This window comes from Pseudoalteromonas sp. BZB3 (genome assembly GCF_040104455.1).
Classification (GTDB): Bacteria; Pseudomonadota; Gammaproteobacteria; order Enterobacterales; family Alteromonadaceae; genus Pseudoalteromonas.
In genome coordinates this window covers 151,673-170,621 of sequence record NZ_JBECOS010000013.1, presented here as the reverse complement: position 1 = coordinate 170,621, position 18,949 = coordinate 151,673, and the positions used below count along the sequence as shown (strand labels likewise).

Sequence of the window (18,949 nt, the reverse complement as noted above, 5' to 3'; positions counted from 1 at the left end):
TTATTTAGAATCATTGCGTGAGTCTAGACGTCTAAAACTAGCAAAAATCAACAAATAGCACTAGCTTTATCTTGTTAAATTTAAAAACTTTCATCTATTTTAGTTTTAACGCATATGTAAGATGTGTTCTACATGCATTTAAAAATAAGCCCACTCCGTTTAGTGGGCTTACTGATACGTTTTAACTCAGATTAGAATTCCATTGAAACATCTAAGCTGATTTGTTGAGCCATTTCTTTTTCACGGATCACAACGTTATTTTGTTGTACTTCAAAGTTCTGACCTAATAGATTCTTCACTTTAAATGTTACTGTTGTATTAAAGTTTGGATAATAACTATAAACAAGGTCTAATGAGTTTATTGGCTGCTCATAAGCATCATCAAAATCATTAACGCCTGCCGCTAAAATACGATCACCAAATACATTATAAATTACTGATGCCTGGTGATTACCGTTATGTGAATCATAGTTAAGTTGGAAGTTAGCAACATACTTAGAATGACCTGTCATTCTACGCTTAAGGTTTGTAAGATCACCCTTGTCAGCTTCTAATATTTCAACTTCTGAATCACTCAATGTAACATTACCTGATGTAAATATTGCGCCACCTAGTGCATCAGCAGATAACTCAAGCAACCATTCAGCTTCAATACCATAAACAAAAGCCGTATCAGCATTGTCGAACTCTAGAGTGAAACGACCATCCGCTTCTGTTAACAAGGCTTCAATTGGTTTATCTATGTCTTTATAGAATGCGCCGATTGAATAATTGTCACCATTTTCCATATAAAACTCAGCTCTGAAATCAAAGTTATCTAAATAACTTGATTCAAGCGTTGGATTTCCGAGTGTACGATAATCTGTTAAAGGATCTTGGTACTGAACTGGTGTTAATTCACGCAAGTCCGGGCGAACAATTGTTTGGCCATAACCAAATCGTAACTGATAAGACTTTTCGCTATATGTGACAGAGAAAGAACCAAAGTAATCATCTTCCATCACACTCGCTTGTTGAATTGCTTCTTCACTAAGTTTGTCAGCAAGCAATGCTGGATCAAAAATTGAGCGAGAATATGCCAGTGCTACCTGACGGAAGTCTTCATAACGAACACCACCAGAAAAGCGCCATTTTTCACCCATTAGATAATCAAAGCTACCAAAATAAGCATCGATTTTCTGAGCTGCTAGATAGTCATCAGCAGCTGGCTCTTGGAAAAGAAGCTCAACATCAGTCATATCGACAGTTGAATCATCTCTGAAGTAAGAACCTATACCTAAAGCTTGCGAAGGCGTGTCTGCAAGTGAAAGGCTTTCATTTTGACCAAAGCGATATTTTAAGAAATCAGTTCGGTAATCACGCGTTTTATCGACAAAGAAAGCACCGCCTTTAAGCTCTAACTCAGAGCCATCAAAGTAAAAAGCTTTACTTGCGTTCCAACCAAAGTTCTCTACTTCATCTTCCATCGCTACGTAACGGTATAAATAAGGATTACCGCCTGAACTACCCGTATAAACTGTTTCTGAGTATTGACCATTTACGTATAAATCACGTACAGATACTTCTAATTCGCTTGGAATATCAGTCGTTGCGGTTGAATCTGTGTAATGCCAATCTACACCGACACCATCAAGTAATGACCAAGTTAAGTTATGAGTACCTCTGAGCTGAAGAATTTCAAGCTCACGTTGTTCAAAAGAAGTCAGGTTTTTACGTGTAACTTGTCCACTTTCTATACTTAATGACTTTGATGGTTCTTGATACATTGCATATGACGCTTCATTCTCAGTATCACGAAGCATCATGTAACCTGCATTAATATCGTGTCCATCAAGTTTGTAACCAACATTTAATGAGGCATTTAGTTTGATGTTATTCTTGGTAGACTGTTTTTCTTCTTTAGCAGAATAACAAGTAAAAGTATCTTTACTACACTCTAGTTCCTCAGTGTCTTTTGTTGCTAAAACTGAGTTAAACTCTGTGCTATTAGACCATTCATTATCATAGGCAACAGAAGTTAAGAAACCAAGTTGACCACCAAAACCAAATACATCATCGAAGCGATCACCAAACACAACTTTTGCACCGAAGTCAGGGTCAATACTTTTTTCGACCATACCGAAATCACGTGGTAAAGCTTTGATTAAACCTTTATTTAGCGCAATTGCAGCGTCCTGGCCAATGTCTGAACCTTGTGTTTGAGATTCAACTTTACGAATATTTCGCACAGATAAATCAGATAAACCGTTTATATAGGTATTTAATGCCATTTGGATTTCTGCTGGCATTTGGCGTAGACCGTCGTCTTTGCCTAACCAGTCATCATCACTACCGTTATAAACTAGGCCAGTATCATTAGTGTCTTTATAAGCACCACCAACTTCAATTTTAAATACTCGATCCGATGGAATACTTTTAGTACGAATATTTACATCACCACCACCAAATGCGGCCGGCATATCTGGTGAGTAAGCTTTTTGAACTGCAAGCGATTCGATAATACTAGAAGGGAAAATATCGAGTGGAATAACATTTCGGGTTAAATCAGGACTTGGTACAATTGCACCATTTAAGCGGACACTTGAATAACGTTCACCCAAGCCACGTACATAGATAAATTTATCATTTACCAAGCTTAAACCTGTTACACGGCGAAGTGCGGACGCAGCATCACTATCTCCGGTTCTTGAAATCTGTTCAGAACCCATGATATCTGCAACGAACGCTTGATTTTTACGCTCTTCAATAACAGCGCTCGCGCTTCCTTTAAGGCGACTACCAACAGCAACAACTTCTTCAATTTCTTGTGCAGTTTCATCTGCAGCTAAAACCTGTGATGCTGGTGCCAATAAAGAAAGTAAAGATAAGGTAATTAAATTTGCCTTAAATTGCTTTATTGGTTTCATTTTTAATTCCTCTAAACCAAATTGATTCAACAAGGGCGCAAAAGTGCGCCCTATCAGTTTATTTTGTGGTTTAGATTAGTTTTTACGTGCCATAGACGCTTTTACAAACTCAACCCACTCGTTGCTAGCGCCTTCACCGATTGCACCGATGAATGCAACATCGTCGAAGAATGAGTTATCAGCATTCAGTTTTGCAGACTCGATAGCAACCGCATTGCCATCTTTATCAGTAATTGTGCCTTTAGTCGTAACACCGTCTTCAGCTAGTACATTTGAGAAATCAGCAAAGCCGATTAGTTTGTTCATTTCACCAGCTAAGAACCACTGCTCAATATCGAAACCTGCAAGGTCACCAGTAAGTTCAGTGTTAATCTCTTCGAAGTTTAAACCACAAGCGAAGATAGAGTTCGAGAACGAAATATCACCAGCTTTAGCATTTGCGTGAACACCCGCTTCATGTGATTGGTCTTTATCATTGAATAGGTCAAAACAACCTGCACCAGATTGAGTAGAAGAGTTAACAAATAGCATATTTACTAGCTTCGCTTTACCCCACTCTTTCATTTCCATACCAGCACCTGTGTTTTTACGTGCTTCAGCATCAACTTTACCATTTGTAACAACAGTAGCATTTGCAATGGTAGGGTAAGAAACAGTAGTCACTAACTCAGAATCTTCACTTGGCGCTTTCTTTGCACCATCAGTTTCAAAACCGTGATTACCGTGCTCTTTAGAATGAACTAGGATAAACTGACCATTACCTTTCCAACCTTCATCCCAGTCAATACCGTCATCAACTGATTCTGTGATAACAATGTGTTTGATATCTACAGAGCCGCCAAATAATTCGACACCATCATCTGCACCATTGTGAACGTGAATGAACTCAATTTCAGTACCTGAACCAACAGCATTAAGCGTTAAGCCATTTAGTTCGTTATCTGGTGTTACTTCATAACCTGCATATTTAATAACAACATGCTTTAACGTACCACTGTCATCAGCCGCATCATTACCACCGTAATAAGAAACAATGCCTTCTGCTTTATGGTTACACTGGCCTGCTTCTGCATCTGCTTTAGCACAACGAATTGATTGACCCATACCGTTAATTTGAATACCGCCCCAGTCACCAATTTGTGCAGAAGTTGAATCATCGCCATCAATGTCGCTGATACTTGTGAATACGATAGGCTTGTCGATTTCACCAATTGCTTCGATGTTTGCACCACGAGCAATACGGATAAAGCTTTCTGGCTTAGTGAAGGCAATGTTTACACCAGCTTCTATTGTTAAAGTAGGTCCGTTAACATCAATCACGCCACCTTTCGATGTGTCTACATCAGCACCGATGAATAGTTCACCTTCAAAAATGTGTGCACCACCATCTGGCAAAGCAGGGATTAAGAAAGAAGCAGTAATGTCTTTTGCGTTACTTGCAAAGGCTTGGCTATAAACACAGTTTTTATTTGCGTCATCAGGCTTACCTTTAAACTCAACACCATCCATTGTGTAAGAAGCACATTCAATTGCAGTAGTCGGTGGTGTTGTAGTACCGCCGCCATTGTTTCCTGAGTTATCACTTCCAGTATTATTTGTTACATTGCTAGTAGAGTTGTCTACACGGTTATCATTTGTTGTTGGTGTTACGTTGATATCACCACCGCCACAACCAGCAAGTACAAGAGCAGAAGTAATTAGGCTAGCTTTAAAAAACCCAGAAAGTTTCATTTTAATCTCCAAAAAATATAATAAGTCGTTATAAACGCAAAAAAGCTTGATGCATAAATTAATGGAGTTTTGTTACTGTTGGGTTACATTAAATATAAAGTTAGATGACAGTATTAATACATCTTTGTGAATGGAATATTTATTAAGGAATTAAATTATAATTGATTATAAATAGAAAAAGCCGTGATAGTTAAACTAACAACGGCTTTGGTGTTGCGATTCTTTTCTTTATAAAAGTGCTTGCTTTAAGCTTTCTGAATGTAATTTCTCTTTTTTGACAAACTTGATCCATTGTTTAGCAAGTCTCGAAGATTTTTTATGCTTTTCAGCTTGCTCAAAAGCCAAAATGGATGCGTCAAAATTTTCAAGGTTGTACTGTGCCATACCAAGTGCTACGTATGCATTGGCTTCGAAATTGAGCTCGCCTTTATCAAGGGCTTCACGAGCATAATCTGCAGCTTCTTCGAACTTCTCTAAATTCAAATAAACCTCAGCTAACCTTTGAGAATAATTACCATGTTCAACCTTAGCGGCAGCCTGCTTAAAATGTGAAATGGACTTTTCATCCTCTTTAGCTTGAACGAAAGCCTCTGCGATGAATGCCTGGTTTTTTGCACTATTTTCAATCTTACCGCTTGAAACGCCCTCTTTTAATACCGAGGCAGCTTTATAGTTCAAACCGTTGTACATATACACCTGGGCTAACTGCATGATTTCATTCTTAGAACGTATAAAGCCTTGTTGTTTGGCAGCCTCTAATATAGCGAGTTGTTTTTTTCCATCGCCCACTTCGCCATACATGCCGCCGAGCTGCACCCAATACTCTGGCTTATTATAAAGCTTCACCATTTTTTCAAGAACTTGAACCACCTGCTCAGGTTGATTCAAAGAATAATAAAGCGCGCGTTGTAAAACCAACCAGTTTTCTTTAGGTTGTTCGCTTTGGCTTTCAGCAAAGCTTATCGCGACATTGATGCTTTCAAGCGCTTCATTATATTGCTTTTGCAGGTAATGCGCGTTGGCACGTAAAACATAATAACTGTTTGCAATTGGCTTAGAGTTACCCAGTTTCCACTTATCAAGATATGAAATCACCTTCGCATAATCATTGTTTGCCATAGCAAGTTGGGCCAAACTAAAAGTAGTAGATTGCCTCAAAGATTCAGGAATTTGTTCTTCTGAAATCACTTTCTCAAATGATTCAATCGCCTTATCTAACTGATTTTCGTTATAGTAAATAAAGCCATAGAAGTTATACATCATTGCAACTTCGTAAGCATTCATGCTGCTTGCTCTTGCTTTGATGTTGTCTAACGCTTCTAGGCCTTCTTGAACTTTACCCTCATCAGCAAGTTTTTGAGCTCTCGCCAATTGGCTATACACTTTGTTTCTAAGTGCCGGCACACGCTTTGTTTTAGTCTCAGCGTAAACTGTATTGATGTCAGTGAAAGGCGTAACCGATAATAAACTTGGTAAAACTGACGCTGATAAAACAATACTAACGGTTAAAGTTAACTTTCTAATATTCATTTATATTTCCTCGCAACACACACAAAATCTAGCCATTGATCTGGAAAGAGATTTTGTTTTGTACACCGGCCACTTCAACCGCCTCGCCGTTCACAACACGGGGTTTATACTTAAACTTCAAAGCTGCATCCAACGCTGCTCTGTCGAAAATGCTCTGTGGTTCAGCAGTAATCACTTTAGGGTCACGAACAGTGCCTTGTTTAGTTACTATAAACTCAACAATTACGTATCCTTCAATCCCTCTTGAAAGAGCTCGTCTTGGATAGACTGGTGCTACTTTAACGATAGGAAGATACTCACCATCACTTGATTCCAAAGCTAAACCACCACCCAAATCAACATCTGCTTGTACATCAGCACTAAAATCAAAATCAGTGCCAACAGCATCTAGATTATTTGCCTGCATTTGAGGCGCCTCCATTGGTGGTGGTGGCTCCTTAGGTGTAGGTGGCTTTTGTGGTTTACGTTCTTTCTTTTGAACCGTTTCTTCTTTCTTTAACCTTACAAAGTCAAGTACTTGTCCTTTTGCAGGCTCAGTCATTGCACCTTCGCCACTCTGGATCAAAGCCTGCATTCCCAGAAATAGGAAGAAGGTGATAGTGGCAGCAATTAATAAAGCGGTTAAGTAACGCATTTTTGCTCCTATGATTCCTGCGCAGCAATTGATACATCGAACGCGCCTGCAGCTCTTGAAGCATCCATTACTTTGATAAGTAGCTCAGTTGTCGCCTTCTTATCAGCTTGGATAACTACACTGCCTTGTGGGTTTTCAGCTTTTAGACGTTCGATATTTGCTTGGACAGCACGAATATCAATCTGACGTTTATTTATCCAAATCTCACCTTTGTCAGAAATCGCCACTAAAATATTTGCACGTTGCTTTTTAACTGCTGTGGCTGCTTCTGGACGGTTTACATCTATACCTGCTTCCTTTACAAAAGAAGCGGTAACGATGAAGAAAATAAGCATGATGAATACAACATCTAGCATTGGGGTCATATTAATTTCTTCTGCTTCTTCTTCTTGAAAAACTTTTGCTAATGGCGCTCTCATAATTCTTTACCTTATGTTGCTTAATGATCTAGCAACAATTTATCTTCTAATAACTCGACTTCACGTTTTGCTTTGCGCTGTAAAAATGTCACAGCAAATACACCAGAAAGTGCACCGACCATACCGGCCATGGTTGGAATGGTTGCTTTAGACACACCCGCAGCCATTGAACGTGCACTACCTGTACCTGTAATGGCCATCACATTGAAAACTTCAATCATGCCTGTAACTGTGCCTAATAGCCCCAATAGAGGACATAAAGCAACCATGACGCCAATGTATGGCAGGTTTGTATTCAACTTAATCCCAATACGTGAAATCTGAGCTTGTTTAATTTGTTCCGCATTCCAGCTATTACGCTCTGAACGTGCTTTCCAGCTAGCGATTACCTCTTTGCGCTGTTGACGGTATAAACCGAATAAATATATGAAGCGCTCTAAAATAAGTAACCACATTGCGAAGATAAGTACACCGATGACCAGGAGTACCTGGCCACCTGTATCTAGAAAGCTGCGTAGTGCGTTAATTGCATCTAGCAATAAAACCACGTTTACGCTCCTTTCTCGCTACGCTCTGCAATAATGCCTGCGCTTTGTTCTTGTAAGATAAGTAGCAAGTTACGAGAACGCGTATTTAAAAGCGTGTATAAGAATACGGTTGGGATAGCTACTACTAGACCCAGTACAGTTGTAACAAGTGCCTGCGAAATACCGCCCGCCATCAGTTTAGGATCACCAGTACCGAATAGAGTGATTGCTTGGAAAGTGTTAATCATACCCGTTACAGTACCGAGTAGACCTAGTAGTGGCGCTACAACTGAGATAATCTTAATCAGGGTTAGATTACGAGTAATCTTTGGCATTTCACGAAGGATTGCTTCGCTTAGCTTTAACTCAAGCGTGTCGTAAGCAACATCTGGGTACTGCTCTTTAACTTTCATCACACGACCTAGCGGGTTATCTTCACGAGGTGTCGTGTCTTTAAGTTGACGACGAATTTTAGCACTCATTAACATTAAACTAATGAAACGTTCAAGTGCGATAAGTAAAGCGATAACACCGGTTGCTAAAATCACATAACCAACAGAGCCACCTTGGTGAACCTGCTCTTCTGTATTTGGTGCTTGAACTAAAAGGCCTAAAATAGAACCGCCTGTTGGGTCTAGTGCAAAATCAACGACTCCGCCATTTGCTGCTTGTAAATCTGCCGCTGAAGTCTGATAACGTGCAACTGGTTGTCTTGTTAGTTCAGAAATTGTTTTTGTAACAGGGTTGAAAGTTAAATATTTGCCATCAGCGATTAAGTTAAACGCACCAACACGAAGAACTTCTTTATTTACTTTCTCGCCACCAGCAACAATGACTTCTGCGTTATAACGAGAAACTTTACCTTGCTCTGTCATTTCACGTTGTAGTTCAAACCACACCTTTTCGATGTCTTCAATTGAAGCAAGTTTTGAACTTGAGCCCATCTTTGCTGCCATTTCATCCATGAATGCACTACGACCTGAAATTTCAGCAGAAACAACAGATGTTTGAAATTTATTACTGGCATCGCCAGATACTTGCTGAAGCACACCAAATAGCTCTTTTAGTGTACCCATACGTTTACTTAACGTATCAGACAAGTTTTGTAACTTAATTTCGTTTTCTTCAAATGACGTTTCAAAACGCTCTGAGCGCGCTAATTGGGCATTTCTGTCTGAAGTAAGCTTACGAAGTGCCGCATCTTGTTCATTACGTTTTGCGACAAATTCCGCTTCTCTGGCTTTATTTTCGGCAGTTTGTGCAACCTGCCCTTGCTCTAATGTTTTAAGTAACGCATCTAAGTTAAGTTCGTCGGCCATTGCTGCGCCTGATAAACCGAATGTCGTCGCTAAAATCGCAGCTTGACTAAATTTCTTTAACAGTTTCATTTTAAGACCTCTTATTTCGCAGCATTGATTGGTAGCGTTAACATATCTGGGGCAAGTTGCTTACGTGCTATGCGTAGCGCTTTATTTATTTGGCTGATGTTTGTATCTGGTAATTCTTTAAATTGTTTTGATTCTTTTTCCCAAATACCAGCCATTTTTCCATCTTTAGTGACATACATCAGTTCGAGACGACCGATACGTAAAAAATCAACTTCACGTTCTTGACCGGCAACGTTAATAAGCGCTGGGTAAGCTTCAATGGTACGACCGTATTCAACTTCAACTTGGTAAGCTTCAAGTACACGGCGGAACTTTTCACTTGATGTCACATCAGCACGCTCCATCATTTCACGAAGCTTTGAAACGCGCTGCTTACGCTCTTCTAATAAGAAAGGCACATCTAGAGCAACAAACTGCTCAAGACCTGTAATCATGTTAAGCATTAACGGGGTGATCTGGCGCTCAATTACTGACACTTGGTCCATTGATGCATTGATGTCTGCCATCTCTGCTAATTGATTTTGAATTTGTTTATCTAATTGACTGTTGTAAACCATCAAACCATCAATTTCTTTATTTAATGTTTTGAATTGTTGCAATTTCGACTGCATAGAGTCAGAAATAGAGTCAATTTTTCCCTGAGTTTTTAAAGCAGAGTCATTAATCGCTGCACTTTTTTCAACAACAGGATTTAAAGAATTGGCGTGAACACCAGTTGCTGTTGCTAAAACACCTGCAAGAAGCAGAGGGTTAATGCACTTCATCGCATACACCTTAGATTGATTGTTATGAAATTGCGTGCAGTTTAAAGAGGTAAAATGACAGTGGTGTTGCGCAAAAAATACAATTTTATTACAGGCGTAATAATTTATATGAATACACCAGAGGGATGAAGATATAATTAATTACGGCTTATATCTCCTTTTAATCCATATTTATATCTATCAGCGCCAAAAATATAAAAAGCTCCAAAAGGAGCTTTTTATAATAGAGCTTATGTGTAATTAAACTTTAAACTTTAATAACATCTCTTCTAAGTTTCTAAATTGAGCTTGAAGTGTTCTACATTCTTCTAAAGTCTGATGAAGGTTATCGACACCTTGTTTACTGATGTCGCTGATGTGATGAATATTAGAATCTAAGTTATGTATAACATCGTTTTGTTGTTGAGTTGCGCTTGCCACAGCATGGTTAACACCATCAATTGCGTCAATGGCAGATGTAACAGATTGCATTTTATCACCTGCCGCAGCAGCTTTATCTGCACTTTCTGAAGAATCTTTCAACGCTTCGACCATAACGGCAACAGCTGTACTAGATCCAAGTTGAAGGTCTGAAATGGTATTTTCGATTTCTTGAGTTGACTCTTGTGTGCGTTGTGCAAGTTGTCTCACTTCATCAGCAACGACAGCGAAACCTCTTCCGGCTTCACCGGCCCTAGCGGCCTCAATCGCGGCATTAAGCGCTAAAAGATTAGTTTGTTCACTGACACCTTTTATCACTTCAAGTACTTGTCCAATACTTGCTGAATGTTGATCAAGACTGGTTACTGTGTCTTGTGCTTGAGCCATCTTGTCACTCAAAGAAGAAATTCCGGCAATATTTGAATTAAGTACATCTTGGCTATCTGCACTAAGCTTATTTGCTTCAGAAGCTAGCTCAGATGCATTATGTGCATTACTACTTATTTCTTGCGCGCTAGAAGACAATTCATTGATGGCAGTTGCTACACTATCAGTACGTTTCGTTTGATCGTTATACAAAGAAAGCGCATCATTCGCTTGCTCATTCATACTGGTAATAGATTGTTGTAGGGTTAAGGTAGATTCTCGCACTTGCTTAATTGAGTCATGGATCTTGTCTACAAAGATATTAAATTGTGTCGACAGTTCTCCAAATTCATCTTCACTGGAGCAGCTTAAACGTTGTGTTAAATCACCTTCCCCTTGTGCAATGTCTTTAATGGCATCATTTAACTCTTTAACAGGTTTCATCAAATATTTAAGCAATAATTGAAGCATCACAACAATTGCTACAACACCAATAACAAGATAAATCAAAGCCATGTTTCTAAATGAAGATACCGATGAGTAGGCAATCTCTTTATTAATTACGACACCCAGATACCAATTAACGTTATTAATGCCATTCATAGGCACGAAAGAGACGATTTTTTCTACCCCCTCTAACTGCATTTCAATAAACTCACTTTGCAGAGATAGGCGCTTGCCAAACAAATCAGTCATTGGTTTATCGTTTAATTTCGTATTTGGGTGAGAAAGAATTCTGCCTTCACTATCCAGTAAAAAGCCGTAACCAAAACCTAAAAAGTCAATTTCGTTTATAATGTCTGTGATGGTGGCCATATCAATATCACCACCAGCTACAGCGCTTAGTCTTCCACTTTCAAATAAAGGTACGACAGCTGAGATAATTAACTCATTTGTCGTGACATCTATATAAGGCGTAGTAAATGCTGTAGAGCGCTTTTGTTCTGCCAGTTTATACCAGGGCCTTGTTGTCGCGTCATAATCTGCAGGTAACTGAATTGATGGGTCATCTAAAACGAATGTACCATCTGGCATACCGATGTAAGTATTTTTAAATTCACCTGCGATATCAGCTGTTTTCAGACGACGTAAGATATCTGATTCAGTATCTGACTGTTTATGGCCTTTTGCAACAGACTCAACAATTTTTAGTCTATCATTCAACCAGTTGGCGATATTTTGAGAAACTGAATTTGATATTTCGTGCAAAACAGCGGTAAGTTGTTCTTGTGTTTGGGCTCTCATAACAATGAAGTTATTGATTGTGAACAGCCCTAAGATGATCACTAAAACCAAAGACGCCGCAGCAGTTACTTTGGTAGAAAAACGTAATGATTGGAGCATGGGGATCCTACTTATTTTTTATATGAACGCAACCTTTGCAACTCTTTTTTAACAAATTTTTTAGTGTTACGCTCTATATAATCGACAGAATTTCATAAATCTTAAGCTCATTTAGTATAGAACATGTGTTTTTTGCAATTGCAGCTTAATTACAATTAAGTAAAATACGCAATCTTTTTCAAGGAGCGAACTAGAGTGTCTATGTTCTCAAAGCTATGGTTGTTTTGTTTCCTAGCTTTATTAACTACAACCACACACGTTAACGCTAAAAGTATTGCTGAACTCCAAGCAATTCAAAAGTTACCAAATAATAAGCTCAAACTTAGAGCTTTCGAACAAATTGATCCTACAAGCCTGACTGACCAAATTGCGGCATGTGAATACTATGTTTCTTATAGTAAAGCGCTCAGTAATGAAGGTCGAAGTGACGAAGCCAAACAACGGTTGTTAAATGAAATAAATAGCCCAAGCTTTGATTACAATCATAGATGGACAGCAAGACTCTACAAAGATTTAGCAGACATTCAGTACCATAACTATGACTATGAAGATGCACGCGAAACAATAAAAAAAGCGATATACCATTATAAAAAATCTGGCAATATTGAGTTTTTAACGCATGGGATTGTAAGACAAGCTTCAATTGAACTTAGAACAAGTCATTATCTCAAAGGTATCAACATTGTAAAAACTTACCAAAAAGAATACCAAAGTTGGCTTACTGAGAAAGATCTTTCTAGCCTCTTTTACTTTTATGGACGTGCCTATGATCATCTTGGTGAGTTTCAAACTGCATTAGAGTTTAAGATCAAGGCCTTTGAGATAGATAAGAAACTGAATGCTGCTGATAAAAGAATGGCAAACAGTTTATTTGGGATAGCGGACTCATACAATAAAATTGGCGAGCATCAATTATCATACAATAAATTTCTTGAAGCGTTAGCGTTAGACAGAAAATCAGATAATAAACAAGATATTGGTCATAGCCTTGCCAAACTATCATTCCAATCTTACAAACTGAAACACTTCGATCTTGGTATTGAACACGCTGAGGAAGCGATTTCTGTTTTTCGCTATATAAAGCATCAACGAAATACTGCATGGTCTAAGCATAATCTAGCTTTAAACTATGCTGGTAAAGGAGAGATTCAAAAGGCAATCATACTTGAGGAAGAAAACTATTCCTTCCTAGACAAAACTAAAAAAGACTACCAGTTAAAAACCTCTGTCTGGAATCATCTAGCCGAATTAAACCTTGCAATTGACAACCCCAAAAAGGCGCTTAGCTATGCGAAAAAAGCGTTCGAATTTGGTGATGTAGATACATTGAAAGACAGAAGACAAGCAAGCCTTCGCATCATGCATCGTGCTTATTCAATAATGAAAGACTTTGAAAACGCTTATTTGGTACAAAACAAATTACTTGAGTTACAGTCTATTTCGCATAAAGAAAACTATGCAAATAGATTAGCGTTTTTGCAGAATACAATTGAAGCTAAAGAAAAAGAACAAAAACTTGCTGAGAAAGAACAAGAAAACCTATTAATCAGTAATGCGTTAGCTCACCAACAAAATCAACAAATGGTATTCATCATTCTATTTATTGTATTCGTCTCCTTTACGATGATTATTTACATTAAAATAAGACAAAATCGTGTTTTAGAACAACAACAAAGACTGCATCTCAATAAACTACTTGAACAAAGAAACCAATTATTCTCGCAAATTGCTCACGACCTGAGTAACCCAGTTACCATAGCAAGCTTGCATATTGAAGCGATGCAACATCGAATCATCGAGTGTAAACCTGAAAACCTTACTAAAATTAGTGAAAAACTTACAGATCTAAACCACTTAGTTAAGGACTTAGCAGGTCTTGCTAAACTTGAAACTGCGAATTTCACATTAAGTACTCAACAAACAGATCTTAACAAATTTGTTAGCGATATTCATGATGAATTGGCGACTCAAACTACAGAACAAAAACTAACAATTGGGGCTAATAAATTTAACGAAACTTTCGCACACATAGATCCATTTAGGGTTAAACAATTAATTGCTAACTTATATAGCAATGCAAAAAAATACACACATAAGGATGGTGAGATTGACGTGCATTTTGCGGCTTGTGAGCATTATTTTAAAATAATAGTACAAGATAGCGCGCCATCTGTGCCAAAAGAGCATCTAGGGCAAATTTTTGATCATCTATTTCGTGTTCCAAATATGTCGAACACAGAAACGCCAGGGCATGGCATAGGATTGTCCATTGTTAAGCAAATTGTTGACTTACATCAGGGTGAGATTAATGCCTCAGAAAGCGAATTAGGCGGGTTGAAAATAGAGGTTGATTTACCGCTAAAATAAAAAGATGAAAAGTAAAAAGCTAGAGAGAAAAGGTCTAGCTTTTTACTGAGTTTCAATTAATCACAATCAAATTCTGGCCAATCGACTATGTAGTCTTCAAAATCTTCTTCAATATCGATTGTATTGTCTTTAGTGACTCTACCTTGAATACTGATCCCAAGCTCATTCATTTTGTCTTTTTTGCCTTTATTCAGCAAAGGATGCCAACTTGCTAAGCCCCTGCCTTCATGAAGGCGCCTGTAGCTACAACTATTAGGCATGAAAAAAATATCTTTCAGGTTTTCTTTGGTGAGTTTGACACAAGATGGCACGAGCGTTTGTCTTTCTGCATAACGTGTACATGCACAGGTCTGCTCATCGATGTACTGACAAACTAAACTTGAATATATAAGCGTTTCTCCCTCTCGTATGTGATCAGTACTAGAAAAATCCTCTTCATCACTGTCTATAAAAGAATGTAGACAACACTTACCACACCCATCACAAATGCTTTCCCACTCTTGGTCATTCATTTGCTCAAGCGATTTAGTTTGCCAAAATTGTTCTGCGCCCATTGTTTTCTCAAATTACTATAAACAAGTAAATTTTACTTGATGGTAGCATTACAAGCAAAGGGCCAACTAATGTTGACCCAAAAAGCAAAAATTATCGCTGTGATTCAACCCACTTTTTAATCTTAGATTCTAGAATTGGCATTGGCAGTGCGCCATCAATCAAGATTTGAGTATGAAATGCTTTAATATCAAATTTATTACCAAGTTGTTGTTCTGAATAATCTCTTAGCTCTTGAATTTTAAACTGTCCCACCTTGTATGAAACGGCCTGTCCAGGCCAGCCTATATAACGTTCAACTTCTGCCGTAACATCAGACTCAGCCATAGAGGAGTTATCAAGCATAAACTTAATTGCTTGCGTTCGTGACCAGCCCTTAGCATGAAGGCCTGTGTCAACGACAAGACGCATCGCTCTTAATTGTTCGTCTACTAAGCGGCCGTACCACATGAGTGGATCTGTGAATAAACCGAGATCTTTACCAAGGCTTTCTGCATAAAGTGCCCATCCTTCAGCAAATACAGTGTAGCCACCAAATTTTCTAAAACTTGGAAGACCCTTTATTTCTTGCTGAAGTGCGATTTGAAAATGGTGTCCGGGTGCAGCTTCATGAATTGATAGTGTCTCAACTAAAAACTTAGGCTGTGCCTTTAAGTTATGCGCATTAATATAAAATACACCTGGTCGACTGCCATCAGGTGCAGGCGCTGCATATGATGCACCTGCTGCAGATTCTGCCCTAAAAGCTTCTACCAACTTTACTTCGTAATCAGCTTTCGGTGCTATATCAAATAAAAGAGGCACTCGTGCATCTATTTTTTCCTTAACTTCAACATAGGCATTGATCAATTCATCTGCAGATTCGAAATAGAATTGTTCATCTTCTCTTAAAAACTCGAAGAAAGCTTGTAAATCACCCTCGAATTTTAATTGACCTTTTACCCATTCCATTTCATTTCTTATACGCGCAACTTCGCTTAAACCAATATCATGTATATCATCAGCGCTCATGTCTAAAGTGGTATGTTTCGCAATCTGATATTCATACCAAGCTTTACCATTGGGTAACGAGCTATAGCCAACACTTTCACGGCTGTTAGCTAGGTACTCTGTATTCAAAAAGCGAGTCATTTTCTTATATGCAGGTACAAGCTTTTCAAGAACCATTAATTTGTATTTAGCTGTTAACTGTTCTTTTTCAGTTTCGGTAAAAGAGTCAGGGAAATTTTTAATTGGACCCCAGAAAACTGATTGAGTTTCGTCCTCTACAATATGAGCTTCAAATTGAGGAATGAGTTTAGCGGTTAGAGCTTTTGGTAAGACAACGCCTTTTTCTATGCCTAAGCGCATATTCGACTCTATACCTGCAAGCCATTTGATAAACCCATCTGCTCGAGAAACAAAGTTGTTATAATCTTCAACGCTATTAAATGGCTGTGCGCTTTGCCCAGAGCCTAGGCCAGCAAATACATTATGTAAACCAGACATTTGATTGATTGGCATCATATAACTCGGAAATTCAAAGCCCTGTTTTGAAAATGCAAGATCACGTTCTAAAATTTCATAACTTAGTAATGCTTGACCTGACAAGTTATTTTTATCAATTTTATCTAGCTTCTGTTGAAATGATGTTAGTAATTCATATGTTTCTTGAAGACTTTTATCGGTTGCAGCAGCATCAAACTGATCATTTACACCTTGCCTGCCCATATACGTGCCTGAAATTGGGCTAAGTTCAACCATTGAGTTAAAGTAATCTTCACTTAAACTGTTAACGAGTTCATTTTGATTAAGCTGTTTGATAGATTCTGCAGAACGCTGTGTGTCAGTGCCTGTGGCACTACAACCGACCAAAGAAGCAGTTAAAGCGATAGCTATTAGAGAGTATTTAAACATCATGTATCCTTATTAAGGTATTTATGACAGTGTGCCAGAGCTTAATAAAAAAACCATGTGTTAATTTAAGTTTAAACGCTTTGTTACACTTTTAAAGGCAACACAATATGAACACTTAATCCGCCCAGCGGACCGTTTGAGGCGAAAATTTTCCCAAGATTGGCTTCGATAATTTGCTTACATAAACTTAAGCCAACGCCTTTATGTTTACTTGAGTTTTGTCTTGCTTCATCTAAGCGCACAAGGGGGTTGAATATGTCTTTGAATAAATCTGAAGAGATTGCTTCACCTGAATTATCTATATTTATACTAAGTGTATCTGATTCGTTATCAATGTTTATTGAAATATTCATTTGTGAACCTCCATGTGCAATGGCATTATCACAACACTCATTAAATACAGTGATCAGGCCTTGTTGATCGTACTCTAAAAGCAGTTCCTTTTGTTTAGCTGGTAAAGAACTCTCATCAGGAAGTGCCAAACTCAACTTTGTTTTGTCTACATTGATAGATTTAATGTGTGCTAATAAGTCTTTAACCGTATATTGATTCACTTTTAAAGTCTGGACTTTTGGCGATACATGCATTAAATGATCGATAAACAAATTGAGTTCATCAATTTTATTCATCAATTTTCCGTAGCTTGTGTGCACATTATCTACAATATTGTGCTGAAGTGATTCAACTTGTACTTTCATCACTGTTAGGGGCGTTCTTAATTCGTGAGATAAATCAGCAAATAGCTTTTCTTCTTTTTGTTTAACGGCTTCAATACTTGACTCTTGCTGAAGTTTCTCTTTATGAAGATGCTGATTTAACACATCAACTTGAGTTTCAAGGTAAGTGACAAGTTGATTTTGTACCGATTTATTTTGTATCGCCAGCGCGACGGTAAACAGGCTAACCTCAAGTAAATACCCTATTTTTATGTAATCAGAAATCTCAAGACTTGGAAAAATATTGCCATAACTTGCACCGACAATCGTCAATACATTTACAAATAGAACATGATTAAAGAGGCTTAAAGAAAAAACTCTTATACCTGGGGCATTTTGATACCAACTCCAAAAAGCTGTATATAGGAAAAGAGGAATAATCAAACTGCTCAAGACTAAATTAAAGAATACTGTGTTAAACCACAATGAAGCCGGGATGAGAACAAGATATGTGTATAATAAATACGTATAGATTTTACAAAGCACACGATTAAATTGCTTAAGTTGTAAGAAACTCTTAATAAAAAGCAAATGAAAAATCGGCACTGATGTCATTAACAGAGTTGAAAACAAGCTGGACTCACCGCCTAACATAGGCCAAAAATACTTTGAGGTAAAGCCAGACATATCCAATACAATCATCAAAAAAGTGAATGTCCATAGTGCATAAAAAATATTGGTTCTATTAGGGTTAAAAAATAAATTTACACTAATGATGAGAAGAATTGCCATGACAATACCTGCTATTGCACCATTAACAAGTGTGCTTTTTTGGGAAGTGGCTAAATAATGATTGTAGCTATGTAATCGAATATTGGCAGGTGCGTTGGCAAACGTTCTGTATTCAATTAAAAGTGTTTGTTTTCTATTTATGTTTAAATTTATTGGAATATAAAGCTGGGAGTCGTAAATCGGTCTATCATAAAATGTATCATTAGCATCAAGTTCTAACTTTAACTTTAAGCTCGTATTCTCAATTTCATAAATTCGAAACAAAGGAAGCCTTGCATAACCAAAAGAAAGATACCAATTTTCTAAATCAGACTGGTTTTCAACTTCAAGTTTTAACCATTTACTGTAATTATGAATTTGTGGCTTCTGTTTTAGACTATGCGCTTCAACCCAATTTCTGTTATCTCTGATAGCATTAGAGTCAAATATTTTATTGTCATAGTTAAGGTGCATCAATCCAAAGTCCTTTAGCTCATAGACCGCACCATGCTTATCTAATACTAGTTCACTTGCTTTCACAGCAAAACTGTAAAGGACAAAACATAGACTAAAAACAATAAAGTAACAAAAACGCATCAAATAGAATCAATTAAGAATTATTAATATTTACAATTTATGAACCAACTATGGATCAAATATGGATTGTATCAGATTACA

General features: G+C 37.7%; 13 protein-coding genes. 1 reads left to right on the top strand and 12 read right to left on the bottom strand.

Translation table 11 applies throughout. The features are described 5' to 3' along the window. Window positions 1-191: 191 nt before the first annotated feature. The 9 genes from ABMY35_RS15455 to ABMY35_RS15415 form a co-directional block, all read right to left on the bottom strand. Window positions 192-2,906, bottom strand: a complete 2,715-nt coding sequence (locus tag ABMY35_RS15455) for a TonB-dependent receptor plug domain-containing protein (protein ID WP_349287035.1) — start codon at window positions 2,904-2,906, stop codon at window positions 192-194. A gap of 75 nt (window positions 2,907-2,981) precedes the next feature. Then, a complete protein-coding gene (locus tag ABMY35_RS15450) occupies window positions 2,982-4,637 on the bottom strand; it encodes a hypothetical protein (protein ID WP_349287034.1) in 1,656 nt (551 codons plus the stop codon). A 228-nt stretch (window positions 4,638-4,865) separates the two neighbouring features. Next, complete coding sequence (locus tag ABMY35_RS15445) at window positions 4,866-6,167, bottom strand: tetratricopeptide repeat protein (RefSeq protein WP_349287033.1); 1,302 nt, start codon at window positions 6,165-6,167, stop codon at window positions 4,866-4,868. Between the two features lie 28 nt (window positions 6,168-6,195). Then, complete coding sequence (locus ABMY35_RS15440; RefSeq protein ID WP_349287032.1) at window positions 6,196-6,801, bottom strand: energy transducer TonB; 606 nt, start codon at window positions 6,799-6,801, stop codon at window positions 6,196-6,198. 8 nt (window positions 6,802-6,809) lie between these two features. After that, window positions 6,810-7,220, bottom strand: a complete 411-nt coding sequence (locus ABMY35_RS15435) for a biopolymer transporter ExbD (RefSeq protein WP_058032525.1) — start codon at window positions 7,218-7,220, stop codon at window positions 6,810-6,812. 20 nt (window positions 7,221-7,240) lie between these two features. After that, window positions 7,241-7,768: a MotA/TolQ/ExbB proton channel family protein gene (locus tag ABMY35_RS15430; protein ID WP_058032524.1), complete on the bottom strand. Its 528-nt coding sequence runs from the start codon at window positions 7,766-7,768 to the stop codon at window positions 7,241-7,243. Between the two features lie 2 nt (window positions 7,769-7,770). Continuing rightward, entirely contained in the window at window positions 7,771-9,135 is a 1,365-nt protein-coding gene (locus ABMY35_RS15425; protein ID WP_349287031.1) for a MotA/TolQ/ExbB proton channel family protein, read from the bottom strand. A gap of 11 nt (window positions 9,136-9,146) precedes the next feature. Then, on the bottom strand, window positions 9,147-9,899 hold the full coding sequence (locus ABMY35_RS15420; protein ID WP_349287030.1) for a DUF3450 domain-containing protein: 753 nt from the start codon (window positions 9,897-9,899) through the stop codon (window positions 9,147-9,149). 240 nt (window positions 9,900-10,139) lie between these two features. After that, window positions 10,140-12,029, bottom strand: a complete 1,890-nt coding sequence (locus ABMY35_RS15415; protein WP_349287029.1) for a methyl-accepting chemotaxis protein — start codon at window positions 12,027-12,029, stop codon at window positions 10,140-10,142. Between the two features lie 201 nt (window positions 12,030-12,230). Between ABMY35_RS15415 and ABMY35_RS15410 the strand changes: the two genes are divergently transcribed. Next, window positions 12,231-14,396 carry a tetratricopeptide repeat-containing sensor histidine kinase gene (locus ABMY35_RS15410; protein ID WP_349287109.1) on the top strand — a complete coding sequence of 722 codons (2,166 nt, stop codon included), beginning with the start codon at window positions 12,231-12,233 and terminating at the stop codon, window positions 14,394-14,396. Window positions 14,397-14,452: 56 nt separating this feature from the next. Here ABMY35_RS15410 and ABMY35_RS15405 read toward each other — a convergent pair whose 3' ends face one another. The 3 genes from ABMY35_RS15405 to ABMY35_RS15395 form a co-directional block, all read right to left on the bottom strand. Next, on the bottom strand, window positions 14,453-14,950 hold the full coding sequence (locus tag ABMY35_RS15405) for a YcgN family cysteine cluster protein (protein WP_349287028.1): 498 nt from the start codon (window positions 14,948-14,950) through the stop codon (window positions 14,453-14,455). A gap of 91 nt (window positions 14,951-15,041) precedes the next feature. After that, the gene (locus ABMY35_RS15400; RefSeq protein ID WP_349287108.1) at window positions 15,042-16,844 is read right to left on the bottom strand and encodes a DUF885 domain-containing protein; all 1,803 of its coding nucleotides are present in this window, start codon (window positions 16,842-16,844) and stop codon (window positions 15,042-15,044) included. An 83-nt stretch (window positions 16,845-16,927) separates the two neighbouring features. Next, window positions 16,928-18,811 (bottom strand): ATP-binding protein, encoded by a 1,884-nt coding sequence (locus ABMY35_RS15395; protein WP_349287027.1) that lies wholly within the window; start codon window positions 18,809-18,811, stop codon window positions 16,928-16,930. Window positions 18,812-18,949 lie beyond the last annotated feature (138 nt).

Excerpts from the sequence above, each read along its gene's own strand:
- ABMY35_RS15455 (WP_349287035.1), bottom strand. The coding sequence starts at position 2,906 with ATGAAACCAATAAAGCAATTTAAGGCAAATTTAATTACCTTATCTTTA.
- ABMY35_RS15450 (WP_349287034.1), bottom strand. The coding sequence starts at position 4,637 with ATGAAACTTTCTGGGTTTTTTAAAGCTAGCCTAATTACTTCTGCTCTT.
- ABMY35_RS15445 (WP_349287033.1), bottom strand. The coding sequence starts at position 6,167 with ATGAATATTAGAAAGTTAACTTTAACCGTTAGTATTGTTTTATCAGCG.
- ABMY35_RS15440 (WP_349287032.1), bottom strand. The coding sequence starts at position 6,801 with ATGCGTTACTTAACCGCTTTATTAATTGCTGCCACTATCACCTTCTTC.
- ABMY35_RS15435 (WP_058032525.1), bottom strand. The coding sequence starts at position 7,220 with ATGAGAGCGCCATTAGCAAAAGTTTTTCAAGAAGAAGAAGCAGAAGAA.
- ABMY35_RS15425 (WP_349287031.1), bottom strand. The coding sequence starts at position 9,135 with ATGAAACTGTTAAAGAAATTTAGTCAAGCTGCGATTTTAGCGACGACA.
- ABMY35_RS15420 (WP_349287030.1), bottom strand. The coding sequence starts at position 9,899 with ATGAAGTGCATTAACCCTCTGCTTCTTGCAGGTGTTTTAGCAACAGCA.
- ABMY35_RS15415 (WP_349287029.1), bottom strand. The coding sequence starts at position 12,029 with ATGCTCCAATCATTACGTTTTTCTACCAAAGTAACTGCTGCGGCGTCT.
- ABMY35_RS15410 (WP_349287109.1), top strand. The coding sequence starts at position 12,231 with ATGTTCTCAAAGCTATGGTTGTTTTGTTTCCTAGCTTTATTAACTACA.
- ABMY35_RS15405 (WP_349287028.1), bottom strand. The coding sequence starts at position 14,950 with ATGGGCGCAGAACAATTTTGGCAAACTAAATCGCTTGAGCAAATGAAT.
- ABMY35_RS15400 (WP_349287108.1), bottom strand. The coding sequence starts at position 16,844 with ATGTTTAAATACTCTCTAATAGCTATCGCTTTAACTGCTTCTTTGGTC.